This window comes from Eudoraea sp. (genome assembly GCF_049669105.1).
Lineage (GTDB): Bacteria > Bacteroidota > Bacteroidia > Flavobacteriales > Flavobacteriaceae > Eudoraea.
Genome location: NZ_JBATKE010000135.1, coordinates 1 through 16,381 on the forward strand (window position 1 = coordinate 1; position 16,381 = coordinate 16,381).

At 41.4% G+C, this 16,381-nt stretch carries 14 protein-coding genes; 5 read left to right on the top strand and 9 right to left on the bottom strand.

Features of this window, described 5'->3' with window-relative positions:
• Positions 1-156: 156 nt before the first annotated feature.
• Positions 157-855: a peptidoglycan DD-metalloendopeptidase family protein gene (locus tag WBM60_RS11395; protein ID WP_424261140.1), complete on the bottom strand. Its 699-nt coding sequence runs from the start codon at positions 853-855 to the stop codon at positions 157-159.
• A 118-nt stretch (positions 856-973) separates the two neighbouring features.
• Here WBM60_RS11395 and msrA point away from each other — a divergent pair, with 118 nt between their 5' ends.
• The 4 genes from msrA (at position 974) to WBM60_RS11415 (ending at position 5,689) form a co-directional block, all read left to right on the top strand.
• The gene (gene msrA, locus WBM60_RS11400; RefSeq protein WP_424261138.1) at positions 974-1,651 is read left to right on the top strand and encodes a peptide-methionine (S)-S-oxide reductase MsrA; all 678 of its coding nucleotides are present in this window, start codon (positions 974-976) and stop codon (positions 1,649-1,651) included.
• A 177-nt stretch (positions 1,652-1,828) separates the two neighbouring features.
• Positions 1,829-3,154, top strand: coding sequence for a 3-keto-disaccharide hydrolase (locus WBM60_RS11405; protein ID WP_424283100.1), 1,326 nt, complete (start codon positions 1,829-1,831; stop codon positions 3,152-3,154).
• A gap of 3 nt (positions 3,155-3,157) precedes the next feature.
• A complete protein-coding gene (locus WBM60_RS11410; RefSeq protein ID WP_424261136.1) occupies positions 3,158-4,486 on the top strand; it encodes a Gfo/Idh/MocA family oxidoreductase in 1,329 nt (442 codons plus the stop codon).
• Positions 4,487-4,498: 12 nt separating this feature from the next.
• Complete coding sequence (locus WBM60_RS11415; RefSeq protein WP_424276831.1) at positions 4,499-5,689, top strand: Gfo/Idh/MocA family protein; 1,191 nt, start codon at positions 4,499-4,501, stop codon at positions 5,687-5,689.
• 343 nt (positions 5,690-6,032) lie between these two features.
• On the opposite strand, the gene WBM60_RS11420 is transcribed toward WBM60_RS11415, so the two are convergent.
• The 6 genes from WBM60_RS11420 to WBM60_RS11445 form a co-directional block, all read right to left on the bottom strand.
• Positions 6,033-7,514, bottom strand: a complete 1,482-nt coding sequence (locus WBM60_RS11420) for a hypothetical protein (protein ID WP_424261131.1) — start codon at positions 7,512-7,514, stop codon at positions 6,033-6,035.
• On the bottom strand, positions 7,486-8,070 hold the full coding sequence (locus WBM60_RS11425) for a hypothetical protein (protein ID WP_424283097.1): 585 nt from the start codon (positions 8,068-8,070) through the stop codon (positions 7,486-7,488). Before WBM60_RS11425 ends, WBM60_RS11420 begins: the two co-directional genes overlap by 29 nt.
• A complete protein-coding gene (locus WBM60_RS11430) occupies positions 8,054-8,596 on the bottom strand; it encodes an RNA polymerase sigma factor (protein ID WP_424276830.1) in 543 nt (180 codons plus the stop codon). Before WBM60_RS11430 ends, WBM60_RS11425 begins: the two co-directional genes overlap by 17 nt.
• A 388-nt stretch (positions 8,597-8,984) precedes the next feature.
• Complete coding sequence (locus WBM60_RS11435) at positions 8,985-10,034, bottom strand: glucose 1-dehydrogenase (RefSeq protein ID WP_424280120.1); 1,050 nt, start codon at positions 10,032-10,034, stop codon at positions 8,985-8,987.
• A gap of 42 nt (positions 10,035-10,076) precedes the next feature.
• Positions 10,077-12,845 carry an MGH1-like glycoside hydrolase domain-containing protein gene (locus WBM60_RS11440; RefSeq protein ID WP_424283098.1) on the bottom strand — a complete coding sequence of 923 codons (2,769 nt, stop codon included), beginning with the start codon at positions 12,843-12,845 and terminating at the stop codon, positions 10,077-10,079.
• 86 nt (positions 12,846-12,931) lie between these two features.
• On the bottom strand, positions 12,932-13,669 hold the full coding sequence (locus WBM60_RS11445; protein ID WP_424261123.1) for a ZIP family metal transporter: 738 nt from the start codon (positions 13,667-13,669) through the stop codon (positions 12,932-12,934).
• Between the two features lie 221 nt (positions 13,670-13,890).
• Here WBM60_RS11445 and WBM60_RS11450 point away from each other — a divergent pair, with 221 nt between their 5' ends.
• Complete coding sequence (locus WBM60_RS11450; protein WP_424261121.1) at positions 13,891-14,046, top strand: hypothetical protein; 156 nt, start codon at positions 13,891-13,893, stop codon at positions 14,044-14,046.
• Here WBM60_RS11450 and boxA read toward each other — a convergent pair.
• On the bottom strand, positions 14,040-15,302 hold the full coding sequence (gene boxA, locus WBM60_RS11455; RefSeq protein WP_424261119.1) for a benzoyl-CoA 2,3-epoxidase subunit BoxA: 1,263 nt from the start codon (positions 15,300-15,302) through the stop codon (positions 14,040-14,042). The genes WBM60_RS11450 and boxA overlap by 7 nt on opposite strands.
• A gap of 75 nt (positions 15,303-15,377) precedes the next feature.
• Positions 15,378-16,381: methionine adenosyltransferase (gene metK / locus WBM60_RS11460; RefSeq protein WP_424283099.1), on the bottom strand; the 1,004-nt coding region annotated here is incomplete at its 5' end.

Sequence of the window (16,381 nt, forward strand, 5' to 3'; positions counted from 1 at the left end):
TTTATATATATAAAACGCCCAATGTGCATCTCATCCCGCTTGTAATTCGTCGAAAAACCCTTATTTTTCGGTATCTGGCAAAAACTTGGATTAAGTGCAAAAAAGTGTCGATGAATGGATCAGTACCCTAAAACACCTCAGCGATATTTTGTGTATTTAACCGATATAAGGTGGTGTGATTTTTAGCAATAAATTGGGGTCCGGGCAATTTTTTTGATATCCCTGTAGGTCCTTTTGAGCACAAACCCCGGGATAATCTCCTGTAAAAGAGCCTAAATCCTGTATAATCTGGAAATGAAGGTGGGGGGCATAATTCACATTAACAGGGGTATCGCCCAGAGTCGCCATTGCTTCTCCGGCCCTGAATTCCTTGTTTTTATATAACCCTTGAAGTGATTCTATGGATAAATGCCCGTAGAGCGTATAAAATTGAACTCCATCCAATTCATGCCTCAAAATAATAGTTGGGCCATAATCCCCGGAAACGGCATTGTTTTTAAAACTGTGTACAACGCCTGCTAAAGGGGCTATTACCTTAGTGCCGGCTTTAGCCCAAAAATCTATTCCCAGATGAATATTGCGTTCTTCTTCTCCCTTAACAGCAAAGCCAGGACTCTTAATGTATAGGTTCCGCCTTTCCAAATATCCACCATATGCTATAGAAAAGGAATCATTTTTCAGGACTTTGTCTATATACTCCTGGCAAACAGATGGATTGCTAATATCAAAGGCTTCCAAATCTCTATTAAATACAGATAAATCAAGCGGAATATAGTTACCAATTGGAATCTCGCTGTCCAATATGGCTATTGGACCTTTAGAATGGTTTATAAGTACTTCTTCAAGCAAAGTCATAGAAATTCGTATTAAAGTTTGTGAAACTGGGGCTTTTCAAATACTCAAAGGCATTAATTAACAGGTCTTTAACCTCATTTCCAGAAAGATTTATTGATTTTTGAAATAAATTCGAAAAATGAAATTTCTGAAAGCAGGTATTTTACTGGCCATAACTTTGTTCACTACAAGTTGCGAATCCAAAATTAAGAATAAAATAGAGCCAGCCAAAGAAGTAGTTTTAGCGGAAAAATTTTCCAAACAAGATCTACAAAAATATGAAACCGCCTATTTTGCAAGTGGGTGTTTTTGGTGTGTGGAAGCCATATTCGAGAGTGTAAAAGGTGTTAAGGAAGTAATCTCAGGCTACTCTGGTGGAACTGAAGAAAATCCGACCTATGAACAGGTAAGCTATGGCAGGACTTCCCATGCCGAAGCAGTGGAAGTATATTATGATCCAACGGAAATATCCTATATAGAGCTGGTCCAGGTATTCTTTGGATCCCATGATCCAACAAGCCTAAATCGACAAGGCCCTGACAGGGGAGCGCAATATCGATCTATTGCTTTCTACAAGAATCCGGAAGAAAAAAAAATCATAGAGACCTATATGGTTGCGTTGGAAGAAAGTGGCAATTATGAAGACCCTATTGTGACAGAAGTCACTGCCTTTACCAAATTTTATAATGCTGAAGATTACCATCAGGATTACGAAAGAAAAAACCCCAATAATTCCTATGTCAGACAAGTATCTATTCCGAGGTTGAATCGATTTAAAAAGAACTTCCCGGATTATCTTAAAAAGGAAGTGCATTAGGGCAATGTTATAAAACTTATGCAATCAAACAAAAAGCGACTTTTTTTAAGTTGCTTTTTTTATTTGTGCATTCTACAGCCTATATTTAAGGGATAAATACAAATCTAACTCCAAATGGAACACATAAAAAGTACCCATTTTTACAAAACAGTATTAATTCTAATAGTACTCACTTCAATGGGATGTTCAGATTCCGTGAAAGACAATACACCCTGGACTCCTTTGTTTGATGGAGAAACCCTTAATGGCTGGACTATTAAAGGAGGTGAAGCGCATTATATGGTAAGAGATGAAATTATTGTGGGCAGTACGGTACATGATACACCTAATACCTTTTTAACAACAGACAGGATGTATGGCGATTTTATCCTGGAATTAGACTATAAGGTAGATTCCACCATGAATTCCGGGATTCAAATCCGAAGCAATAGCTTTCCTCATTACAGGAATGGACGAGTGCATGGTTACCAGATAGAGATAGATCCTTCAGATAGGGCATGGAGCGCCGGAATCTACGACGAGGCCAGAAGGGGCTGGCTTAATACTATGGATAATAATCCAAAGGCTCAACAGGCATTCAAGCAAAATGACTGGAATCATTATAGGATTGAAGCCCTTGGAGATACTCTTAAAACCTGGATAAATGATGTGCCTGCAGCCTATCTGATAGACGATAAAACCAGTAGCGGCTTTATTGGTCTCCAGGTGCACAGCATTGGAAAGGACCAAAAGGAAGGTACAGAAATTCAATGGAAAAACATTAGAATCCTTACAGACAGCCTTGCTAAATATGCAAGGAAAAGTACACTTACACCAATCATTACTAAAAACCAACTCGGCATTGACGAAGAAAAAAATGGTTGGAAACTCCTATGGGATGGCAGCACGACCAACGGATGGCGGGGAGCACGCCTTGATGACTTTCCTGCTCAAGGCTGGGTTATAGAAAATGGTGAGCTAATAGTATTATCATCAGGTGGTGGAGAATCTAAGGCTGGGGGCGATATTGTGACCGATGACCTATATGGTAATTTTGAATTTCAATTGGATTTTAAACTTACAAAAGGTGCCAACAGTGGTATAAAATATTTTGTAGATACCGATCTTAACAAAGGCCCCGGATCATCAATTGGTCTGGAATATCAAATTCTGGATGATGACAATCACCCTGATGCTAAGTTGGGCAATCACGAAGGTAGCAGAACCATGGCATCTTTGTATGATCTCATAAAGGTAGATCCTGATAAACCAGTGAATCCTATTGGTGAATGGAACCATGCGCGTATCCTTTCCAAAGACAACCATGTGGAACATTGGCTAAATGGCATGAAAGTGCTGGAATACGAACGAAAAAGTGACACTTATAAAAAATTGGTTTCAGAGAGTAAATATAAAATCTGGCCAAATTTTGGAGAAGCTGACAAGGGCCATATACTGCTGCAGGACCACGGTGATCGTGTTGCATTTAAGAATATTAAAATAAGACCAATCCTAAGCGAATAAACCATGACTACAAGACGAGATTTTATTAAAAAAACCACTGTTGGAAGCGCTGCCATAACCTTAGGTACTTTCGCCCTGCCGGGAACCCTTAATGCAGGAGTTTTAGGTGCCAATGATCAATTGCAGGTTGCCGTTATTGGAGTACGAAGTCGTGCTAAAGCGCTGACCATGGGTATTTCAAAAAGCCCAAATGTAAAGATCATTTACAATTGTGATGTTGATGATACTATAATTGAGGCACATAATATCTGGTGTCAGAAAAAAATTGGCTACGTTCCTAAAGTGGAAAAGGATTTCAGAAGAATGCTGGAAGATAAAGATGTTGACGCTGTTTTCATAGCAACACCTGAACACTGGCATGCCCCAATGGCCATAATGGCCTTACAGGCAGGAAAGCATGTTTATGTTGAAAAACCTTGCAGTCATAACCCTTACGAGAATGACTTGTTGGTTGAGGCACAGAAAAAATATGGTAAGAAAGTACAGATGGGTAACCAGCAACGTTCTGCAAGGACATCTATTACCGCCGTAAGGGATATTAGAAATGGTATTATTGGAAATGTTTATAAGGGAGAAGCCTATTATTCCAATAGCCGCTCATCTATTGGAAATGGAGTTGATACAGCCGTACCATCAACCTTAAATTGGGATCTCTGGCAGGGACCGGCCCCGAGGAAAGCATATAAAGACAATATTCATCCATATAATTGGCATTGGTTCCGCAATTGGGGAACAGGTGAAATTCACAACAATGGCACACACGAAATAGATATCTGCCGATGGGCATTGGGAGTTGATCTCCCTGAAACGGTCACTTCTTTTGGAGGCAAATATGCCTATAATGACGATTGGCAGTTTCCTGATAACCAACAGGTGACCTATACGTTCAGTGATAATAAGTTCATTACCTGGAACGGCCACAGCCGGGGGGTAATGAAACCTGAACAACCGGGAAGAGGCGCAACCATTTATGGTAGTAAGGGTACTATAGAATTGAGCCGGGAAAGTTATAAATTATATGACCTGGATGGCCGACCCATCAAATTTGAATTTGAAACGGGAGGTAGCGCTACAATAGATACTATGGGCGCAGGTGATCTGGACGGAATGCATATTGCAAATTTCTTTAATGCCATACGGTTAGATGAAAAACAAAACTCTCCCATTGCAGATGCAAGTATAACTACTATGCTTTGTCATCTAGGTAATATGGCTCAGGATGCAGGAGAAACCCTTAAAGTAGATGCTAAGACAGGTAAAATTTTAAAAAATAAGCAAGCAATGGCCGCCTGGAAAAGGGAATATGAAAATGGATGGGAACCAAAATTATAGGTAAATTTAAGTATGAAGCGGAGAGAATTTGTGATCAAAAGCAGTCTGGCAACAGCTGCCATAGGTACTACAAGTTTTATGAAATCTGGTATGGCCTATTCTAAGAAAACGACAGATAGCATAAATTTTGGCGTTATAGGTACCGGAGATCGCGGCGGCGGGCTAATAAATATCATGAATAATATTCCTGAGTTAAACGTGATATCATGTTGCGATATTTTGCCATTCAGACTTCAGAAAGGCATTGCAAATACGTCTGGAAAAGCGAAAGGATATTCAGATTACCGTAAACTTCTGGAACGGAAAGATATAGATGCTATCCTGGTTGCAACTCCTTTTAATACTCATTCGCAAATAGCATCGGAAGCTGTCGATGCCGGTAAACATGTTTTTTGTGAAAAAACTATGGCCAAAGGATATGATGGTATAAGCCGGTTAAGAAACAAAGTAAATAGTTCCAATAAGATCTTCCAAACCGGACATCAATATCATAGTTCACGTTTATATAGACATGCAGTAGACCTTATACAGAATGGAAAAGTTGGGAAGGTAACCGCTATTGAATGTCAATGGAACCGAAATGGAAACTGGAGAAGGCCAGTAACTGACCCTGCACAGGAAAGAGCAATCAACTGGAGAATGTACCGTGAATACTCCGGGGGTTTGGTAGCCGAACTATGCTCACATCAGATCGATTTCACGAATTGGGTATTAAATGCAACTCCGGACCAAGTATTAGGTGTGGGAGGAATTGACTACTGGAAAGATGGCCGCGAAACTTTTGATAATGTCCACCTTATCTATAGTTATCCCAATGGTGTAAAAGCTACTTTTACATGTTTAACCAGCAATTCAAAAGATGATTACCAAATAAAAGTGATGGGAGACAAAGGAACATTGATCCTTGATTATGTTAATGCATGGTTCTTTCCGGAAGGGAATTACAAAAAAGAAATTCAGGATGTAGACGGGGTTTCGGGAGCTACCATTAAATGGGACGAAGGCAAAGGCATTCCAATTGATATTGAGCATGCAGACCCCAGTACTCAGGCATTAATTGACTTTAAGAACAATATCTTAAATAATACAGTACCCACATCAAATGTAACCACTGGCGCTAAAGCTGCTGCATGTGTTCAAATGGGTTTAGATGCCATGTATAACAATAAAATAGTTCAATGGAATAATGAATTGAATTTATAATTCCCTAATTCCCTAATTCCCGGAACTTATATTTAGCTGCAGACTCCTGGTTTAGATACATCTCTGTGTACTATGGTGAAATGACACAAACCAAAAAGATAGCGTTCATGTAATGAAGGGTCCGAAAAACTGAAATATTAACTACGATTAAATTCTATGTAGTCATTTCAGGTCATGTGTGAATGGCATTTATACAATAAAACATTGGTTTTATGATAAGCTCCTGCTAAAATAATGGAAGTAAGAAAGGAAAAGCTTTATTGGATTTACATCTGTTGCTGAAGGGGATAAAGATCAGGGGTGGATTAATGAAGATATTCGGGACCTTGAAATTATGCAGTAGTTATTGTTGAAGCAGGATGTCGCTATATCTGGAATCTATTACTATTGACTTCCCCGAATCCTTTTGCATGTAATACCCCCTGTGAATAAAACTGTTTCCATTTTTTTCCGATACTAATTTTAAATCCGATGGACCGGAGTATTCAGAAGAAGTACCGTCTATGGCAATGCTAAATGGGGTGGCTGGTAACCGGCAAACTAATTCCCCGTTCTGTACAGAGATATCCAAATCCTTAAAATCATTAGCAATTGTATTGATCCTTAATGCACCAAGGTCATTTTTAATTTGGGCACTTTTTAGTAAACGATCTATAGTAATATCAGAAGAAGTAGCATTTAAAGTCAATATATTTACGTCCTTTAAAGCCACATCTTCTGAAAAATTGATATTTAAGTTCCCATAATTCCATCGTTGTACGGACACCGGAGAATAGGAAGCCACAATATTTGTCTTTTCTCCATCTATAGTGGAGGCAAGCAACCTTGCATAAGACAAGGTTGCATTCATGTTTCTTGTATTCTCTGCCAGCTTAACCTCACCATGTCGTACATTCATTTTGAGCTTAGTAGATTTCGGCATTTTAATTCTGATGGTCTTTTTTACCTTATAATTCCTTTCTTCACCTTCAGAAGATCGGTAAAACGTATTAGGTCCATCTTTCCCTTGTCGTGAAATAATAATATTCCTGTGAACCTCCCGTTGTTCATGTGCAATTCTTCTCTGCTCCTCCATAGCCTCCTGCTTCATTTCCTGAGCTTCACGCCTTAATTCTTGAGCTTCGCCTCTCATTTCTTCTCGTTCTTTACTCATTTCTTCTCTTTCTCTCATCATTTCTTCGCGAGCCTTTTCACGCTCTTCAACCCTTTCCTGCATTTCTATACCCCAGGCTTCCATTTCCTTTTGATACTCTATATCAAAGTTCTCTTCAAATTCTTTAGCCCATTCTTTAAGGTATTTTTCACCATCCTTCTCATAAGCTTTGTAATCAAAATTTTTGAATTTCATTGGAGGCATCGGAGGCATAGGAGGCATTTCCATGATAATCTCCGGAATTTCCGGGATTTGCAAATCCAGAAATAGGGGCTCCATATCCGGCATTTCAGGAATTTCAGGAATTTCCACAATTATATTATTGGCATCACCATGTGCACCTTTTAAAACCCATGCATATCCCCCGCCTGTTTCTATTGTTATTTCCTGGCTATTGCCAACGATTTTGATACCACCATTGTTAAAATAGGCCTCAGCTTCTTCGGGAGTAGCTCCCTCAAGTTCAATTGTGGCTTCAACTACTACCTGATTTTTATTCCAGGTTTCAAATTCAATATCGGCATGACTTGTATTAATATCAACAACGGCATTATCACCTACCGAAAAGGTTTCTTTATACTCTTTGGACTGCATTTGTCCGAAGCTGCCAATTGTAAAAAGGCAAAGGCTAAGTGCAAAACTTTTAAACACTGTTTGATGTAATTTGTTCATTTTCTGATGATTTTAATTGATTTAATTTTTGTTTCAATTTCTGCAATAACTGCAACCTTAATTGCAGGTTTTTAATAAGAGCCGAAATGGTCTGATCATTTGGACCAATTTCGTTTAATTCTATATTGAGCCTTTTGTACTCTTCATCCAACTCAGACAAACGCTTCATATAATCATCTACCAGGGCTTTGTTTTCGCCTGAGACTTCCAAACGGGATAATTCAAGGTTGATATTGGCTACATAGTAGTTTTCTACTTTCTTCAGATCCGGCGAAAGATCACCTAGGGAATACCCCTGAGACTTCGGTTCCTCCGTTCCCTTATCAACAATAACAGGTTCATGTGGCAAGTCACTTTTAAAATTTATATAGGAGTAAATCCCCAGGCTAAAAAGCACCAATATGGAGGCCGCGATTTTTATAAAATAGAAAGTCGATCTCCTTGCCTGAGGTAACTCTTTATCTAAGCGTTGTAAAAACCGCTCCTCGTGTCCTTTCTTCATCAGATGCTTTTTATCGTTCTCTTTTTTGAACAATTCTCTAAGATCCTGTGCCATAACGTTTTTCTTTAAGTAATTCCTTTAAATGCCCTTTACCTCTTAACAATCGGGTCCTGCTTGTGGTTTCTGTCAAATTCAAAATTTCAGAGATCTCACTATGATCAAATCCCTCCATAAGATAAAGTTGTACAACAAGTCGGTATTTCTCTGATAATTGACTTATTGCTTCTTTTACTTCATCAATTGATATTCCATCATCTACAGACCAGTCCTCATCTTCAACAATATGTACGCTATTTTCATTAAGTTCCTGAAAGCGCTCCTTTTTAGATTTAAGAAAGTCTATACTCTTGTTGATAACAATTCGCTTTAACCATGCGCCAAATGTAACTTCACCTTTGAATTGATCTATCTTTTGAAACGCCTTAATAAAGGATTCCTGTAAAACGTCTTCGGCATCATCTGGGTCATTTATAAATCGCTTCGCCACATAATACATTCCATCACAGTACTGCCTGTAAAGCTTTAATTGTGCTTTACGATCGTTGGCTTTGCAACGCTCTACCAGATCTATTTGAAACATTTGGCCGGTTTCCAATTTTTGGTATTAGTTGTTGTTAATTTAAAGACGAGTGAAAATATTGCATGTTGCAAAAAACAAGTGTTTTTAAGAAATTTTTAAATAGCCCACCTTGCAACAAGTTACAATTAATAACAATTTTAAGCTGTAAGCATTATTGACTACAGGCTATTATTCAAAAGTTACTGGTTATGGACCGAGAAGGAAAAGAGCTGAACTTAGGTGTCCCAAGGTGTCCACTCCGATGACATTTGGTGATTTGTCAGAAATAATTGCGGTCTCCAATTATTTTATTCAAAAAGTGTAAAAATAATATCGCACGCAATATGGACTTCTCTATAAGTTTACCAGCTCCGCTTTTTTACATGAACACTGATCAAAAGATCGCCTCCTAAATATCTGAAAACTGAATAACCACTTTGATATCATCCGGAGAGCGTTGCAGAGCCTTCATAAAATTTTCCGGTTTCTCAATCCGGGTAATGAGTTTAGTCAACCATCTGCGGTCTGCACGAGCCAGGTATTGACTGGCCCTGTACCAATGGCGTTTATTGGCGTTTACACTTCCCACAATTACATTATTTCTAAGTACCACTGCGGAGGCAACATCCGCAATGCTTGAGATAGGGGAAACCCCGCCATGACCTATACCTGCCAGACATACTATACCATTTGCCCCAACCCTTTGAATAGATTCCGCTATTACCTGACCCACACCGGTACATTCGATAATCGTATCGGGTTCGAAATCAAGATCCTTTACACTACCGGAATGATAGGTAGCGCCCAATTCACGTACCAGGTCAGCCTTAGGGCCACCTTCTGTACGGTTAAGAACATGCACGTCTAATCCATACAATTTTGCAAAGAGGGCTGCCAGTAACCCAATCGGACCAGCACCTGTAATCAAGGCTGTCTTAGGTTCCCAGAACGAACGCCTTCCGATCAGACCTACTTGTTCCAATGCTTTGGCCACTACAGAAGAAGGTTCAAGCAATACACCCAATAAGCCCAGGGTTGGATCAACTTTAATGGCATACTCTGGTTCAATACGCCAATATTCTGACATATAACCGTTGATCTCTTTGATTCCGCGTTCTGTATATAATCCGTTGCTACACATGTCCCATTCTCCTACTGCACAATTCGGACAAGGCACCGGGTCAGGCCGCCTTACGATGCCTACCACCAGGTCCCCTTTCTTAAGCCCACTGGTTGGCCCCGGGTCAATTACACGACCCAGTGATTCATGGCCGAGTACCAGATGTTTTTGACCAGGTGGTGCCCATCCATACTTCCCCTCCACAATTTCAACATCGGTACCACATACACCCACGGCGACTGCCTGCACCAATACGGAGCCTTCGTTTATTCCTGGCTCGGGTATATCCATCAGTTTTGCTGTTCCGGGTTTTTTAGGTTCTACAGTAATTGCTTTCATGTGTTACTATTTATTTTTTTAATACAATTTAGATGCACCTCCTTATATAATTTCTTCAGTAATTTTTTTCACTGTACGCTTCTTCTTTCCGGTTTCCTTCTTGTCCTTCTTAAATGTGGTTTTTATTCCGCCTTTTAGAAGCTGCTCTGCATCCACCTGACCAAAGGTTTGAATAAGTTTTGCGACCACTCCGCTCCAGCCGGTTTGATGACTCGCACCCAGTCCGGCCCCATTGTCACCATGGTAATACTCATAAAATAAAATCAGATCGCGCCAGTTGGGGTCATTTTGAAATTTTTCTGTACCTCCATACACAGGACGTTTTCCATTGGCACCTCGTGTATACGTGCTGATAAGCCGATGGCTAATTTCTTTGCTCACCTCAAAGAGGTTCATCATGTTGCCAGAGCCGGTTGGACATTCCACTTGAAATTTATCCCCGTAATACAAATAGTATTGTTGCAGTGCCCGCACCAACATGATGTTTATAGGCATCCATACAGGGCCACGCCAGTTTGAGTTACCTCCAAACATTCCGGTATCGGACTCGGCGGGTAGATAGTCCACACGAAATTCCTGACCATCTACGTGCATGACATATGGATGTTCCTGATGAAACTTGGAAATCGAACGAATTCCATGTGGACCCAGAAACTCATTTTCATCGAGCATTTTTTCAAGAATCTTGCGTAATCGATCTTCATTCACCAGGGCTAGAATACCCCTTTCATTTACACCAAATTTTCCTTCGCCGGTGGCGTGTATGGTTTCCAAAAGTTCGGGCATTCTGCGTTCAAATTCCCTGATGGTTGCCATTGCCTCGGGAATCCGATCTCGTTGTACCTTTTCCACTATACTCGTAGCACATAAGGGTAGTAAACCTACCAGCGAGCGCACCTTTAGCCTGACAGCACTTCCATCAGGTAGTCGAAGCAGATCATAATAAAATCCATCCTCCTCATCCCACATCCCATCGTTGCCTGGCTTATTCATAGCTCTGGCAATAAAGAGGAAATGCTGTGCAAACTTCACAATCATTTCGTCGTAGGAACTATCATGCACGGCGAGTTCACTGGCAAGGTCTAGCATATTCTGGCTGAAGAGCGCCATCCAGGCCGTGCCATCCGCTTGCTCAAGATTACCTCCGGTAGGCAGAGGTGCACTACGATCAAAAATACCGATGTTATCCAGACCAAGAAATCCGCCTTCAAACACATTTTTACCAAAACGGTCTTTACGATTTACCCACCAGGTAAAATTGATTAATAACTTATTGAAGGTGGAACGTAAAAAATTTACATCCGCCTCCCCCCGCAATGTCATCTCCGATCGATGCAGGAATAAAGTGGCCCAGGCATGTACAGGAGGATTTACGTCGCTAAAGTTCCATTCATAGGCCGGCATCTGCCCATTGGGATGGAGGTATAATCCGCGAAGCATTAACTCCATCTGGTTCTTCGCGAAATCAGGATCAACGATAGAAAGAGGCAGTGTATGAAAGGCAAGATCCCAGGCCGCATACCACGGATACTCCCATTTGTCTGGCATAGAAATGATATCCATGTTCAACATGTGATACCATTCCGAATTTCGGGCATTATGATATCCTGAATGCAGGGGATTAGAATTGTGTTCATCCAACCAGTTGTCACCATCAAAAAAGAAGAACTGCTTACTCCACAGCATACCCGACAGGGCCTGTCGCATCACATTGGCTTCATCGACATTCGCCGAATTTGGAGTAACTGAGGCATAAAATGCATCTGCTTCACGAAGCCGGTCTGCAAAAACAGATTGAAAATCTTTTCCAAATGGAGCGGTCTTTACTTCTTCTGATTTTTTAGTCAGGCGCAACCGCACTTCGGAAGTCTCACCGGCACCGATCATAAGCTGATAAAGAGCTGCTGCTTTTGTTCCCTGGTTTTTTGGATTCACCGCCTGTTGTGCACCATGTATAACATAGTCGTTGATGCCATCTTTAACATAAGGGCTTTCATTTTTGGTTCCGGGAAAAAGTTTTACATGATTCGTTTCGTTTTCGGTGAACAACAGCTGCACATCACCCTCACAGGAGAATACAAATTCACCCAGTTTTGAATGATTAGCCATGAGTGCGCTCACCCCTTTCTTTGATTTAATTTGCGACAGTATTGGCTTTGTCGCTGCCCGGTTGGAGTCGGCAATCCACGCCGACCAGTCGTTGCGAAACCACAAGGTAGGTAGTAGATATAACTCTGCTGCTTCCGGTCCGCGGTTAGCTACACTGATCTTTATGAGAATATCTTCCGGACCCTGTTTGGCATATTCTATGAACACATCGAAGTACCGATCCTCATTAAATATACCCGTGTCGAGCAGTTCATATTCCATTTCATTTCGCGAACGTTGAGCATTTACTCTTTCAAGATCACTGTATGGATATGCCGCCTGCGGATACTTGTAGAGATATTTCATATACGAATGTGAAGGAGTACTGTCAAGGTAGAAGTAGTACTCCTTTACATCCTCCCCGTGGTTGCCCTGGTTGTTGGTCAATCCGAATAGCCGCTCTTTGAGTATAGCATCTTTTCCATTCCATAAGGCCAGTGAAAAGCAAAGGTGCTGCTTGTCATCCGAAATCCCGGCAATGCCATCTTCACCCCAACGGTAAGCGCGGGAGCGGGCATGATCGTGGGTGAAAAAATTCCAGGCGTCACCATTCTCGCTATAATCTTCGCGAACGGTACCCCACTGCCTTTCACTCAAATATGGCCCCCACTTTTTCCAAGGGAGTTTATTCTCACGTGCTTCCTGCAATCTGATATTTTCCATAACCTTGTTATTTAGTTGAAGTCGAAATATTTAATTTCCCTAACTGTAATAATTCTTTTTTTCTCCTTATTTTTTCGTCTGTTCCATCAGGAATTTTCTAAAATGACTATTGAGACAGAAACAAAAAACCCAAGAATTGTAAAGACTCCCGCAAGTTTTCCTCCATTCTCGTAGGCTTCGGGAATCATTGAATTGGCAAGCATCATCAGAATGGCCCCGCCTGCATAGGCATTAATAAAGGCCATCCAGGGAGGAGATATGTTACTGAATAAAGTGAATCCCAGGAGAGTAGCGACAGCACAAAAAAGCGCGATGCCAAACCATAGTATAATTATCTTCTTGCGGCTCCAGCCACTTTCCTTCATTCCCACCGACCCGGCAATGGCCTCAGGCAAATTAGAAATGAATATGGCTACCAACATGGACAAACTAACGGATCCTGATTCAAAAATTCCCAATCCCAATACGATGGATTCAGGTATACCATCCAGTATGATCGCGAGAATCATGGGGACAATCAAGGCAGTATGACTGTTTGGGTCTGGTTTTTGCGTCTTGGAAAAACTAAATCGACCGATCAACCAGTCTGCCAGTAAAAATGTCAAAGCTCCACTAAAAAAGCCATATGCAGGAAAACCACTTCTTTTTGCAATTTGTACAGCTTCAAAAATTAATTCATAAGAAACGGCTGAAATTAGCGTTCCTGCGCCAAACCCCATGATGATGCCGATCGTTCGCTTTTCCAAGGTGAAACGCGAGGCGAGTACTCCTCCTATAACAAGTGAAGAGGTACTCAGCAGGCCTATTAAGAAAACATTGAACATGTCTAATTCTTTAATATCTGATTATTTCTATTTCACTTTTGCTTTATCTTTTTTTACATTCTGAGCTCATTATTTTATGAGATTTTTATCCCCTCTATCAACAAACTGGCATAAATAATTGTGTTCTTTAAGTTCATAAATATGTAAGATTTTCCACTATTAAAATTACAATTGAATGCGGATAAATAAAATACTTAGAAATAGGTATTTTATGACTTTCCATGGCTATCAAATCAGCTTCATCTATTCAAAAAATAAACCGGATGCTCAACTATATGGATAAACCAGATAAGTTGATTCCTAATATTGTGTATTTGGAAGAAGTTTATCCGGGAAACATAAACTTGACCTATAAACTGGTTGAAAATGATCAATAAGTCTCTATGTGCAGACGACCATTGTCTTTCAGTTCCTTACTCAGCGTCTTCCACTTCAATCCTGCCTGCTCCGCTATGTCACGCAGCGTCTGTATGACACCTTCTTCCATACTCCTCAGGCCACATATATAGAAATAGCTATCAGGGTCTGCCAGTAAGACGGCCAGATCTGCACTCCGCTCGCGCATCAGGTCCTGTACATATTTCTTAGGTTGACCGGGAGTTCTTGAAAAAGCAATATTTACATCCACAAGATCCTTTGGGATTTTATACAATCTTCCAAAAAAAGGAAGTTCCTCCTTTGTACGGGCACCAAAAAAAAGCATCATCTTGCCACTTGTAAATTTATCTGAGCGCCGCAGACGGTCCCGCCGATGGAGCATGCCACGCATTGGGGCCGAGCCCGTACCGGTGCAGATCATCACAATATGGCTCCCCGAATGATTCGGCATCAGAAAACTTTTGCCATAAGGGCCGGTTACTTTCAAAGTATCTCCAACCTTCAGATCACAGAGGTAGTTACTGGCAATACCATGTACAGGATTGCCTTCACGATCTTTATTCACCCGTTTTACCGTCAGTGAAAGATTGTTATAACCTTCCCGCTCACCATCCCGCGCACTGGATACAGAATACTGACGTACATGGTGTGGTTTACCGGAGGCGTCTATGCCGGGAGGAATAACACCTATGGACTGGCCTTCCAGGACAGGGAAGGGGGTTTTACCAAAATCCAGTACGATAAGGTGGGTATCGTATTCCTTCTCCCTTTCTGTGACACGCATATTACCTGTGATGGTTGCCGTCACAGGATTTTTTGGATCATATAGCCTGGTGTAGGCATGAGCAGCAGACCAGGGTGGAAGTGTTGAACCAATATTCAGATCACTCAATAGATGCCCCTGAATGCTCTTGGAGGGTTTTAAACCTTCAGCTTCGGGCTTCGCTATACCACTCACACCTGCAGCTGCAAGTTCAACAGCCGTCAATTCGACTGGTAGCGCATCCCAGCCTATTTGCGTCTGAACGCTGTAGGCATTTGAGCGTGGTACCATCCTCCAATTGTCTATGGCGCCCGTAGGACAAGGATCTATACACGCCATACAGGAAGTACACTTGATCGAATCTACCACATATTTTCCCGAATCGTTCGAAATAGCACCCTCCGGGCATGTAGTTTTACAGGTATTACACTGAATACAGGTCTCCGGATCGATCAGATGTTGCCTGATAATATCATTCTTAGTAAGTTCCATAAGTCAATTGAGCTTATCTAATTTATTCAGGCTGGATTAAAACCAGCGTTAATCAGGAATACTGTAAGATGAATTTCAAACCTTGGAAAACTGAGCTAGTAATTCATCTCTTGCATCCAATTTTTCCCATTCAAACCCCTCACGGCCAAAGTGCCCGTATGCTGCAGTATTTCGGTAAATAGGACGTCTTAGCTTAAAGTGGTCAATTATGCCTTGTGGTGAAAGTGGGAAGACCTTACGAACCAGCTTTGACAGGGCTTCGTCTGAGATCTTGCCGGTGCCGTAGCTGTTGACCATAACTGATACCGGATCCACAAGGCCGATACAGTAACCTAACTGAACCAGACACTCATCTGCCAGTTTAGCCGATACTATGTTCTTTGCAATATACCTTGTCATGTACCCGGCTGACCGGTCAACCTTTGTTGGGTCTTTTCCACTAAAGGCGCCGCCTCCATGCACTGACCAGCCACCATAAGTGTCCACAATAATTTTGCGACCCGTAAGCCCTGTGTCGGCCTGAGGTCCGCTAACGAGGAATTTTCCCGTACCGTTTATGGTGATCTTGGTCTGCTTGTCCATCAAATTGCCCATAACAGGACGCACCACCTTTTCTATAATTTCGTGCTTAGCTTCTTCCGTAGTAAATTTGCCGTCGGGGGTAACCACAGCTGACGTATGCGATGCAGCTATAACCACGTAATCAGCGCGTACAGGTTTGCCATTTTGATATTCCAGGGTTACCTGTGTCTTACCATCAGGCCCCAGATAAGGCAATACTTTTGTTTTGCGGACTTCCGTAAGCTTTCGTGCCAGCTGATGCGCCAGCATAATGGGCATGGGCATTAATTCTTTAGTTTGGTTACAAGCGTACCCGAACATCAAACCCTGATCGCCGGCACCAATTTTCCCTCCTTTTTTTGCAATCCCCAGACTGATATCCGGCGACTGTCTGTGTATGGTTCGGGCAATAGCTCCTGTATTGACATCAAAACCATACTCTGGCGAAATATAACCGACATCATTTCCTAATTCGCGCACCAACTCGGCTACATCAAAAATAGCTTTGGTTGTCACCT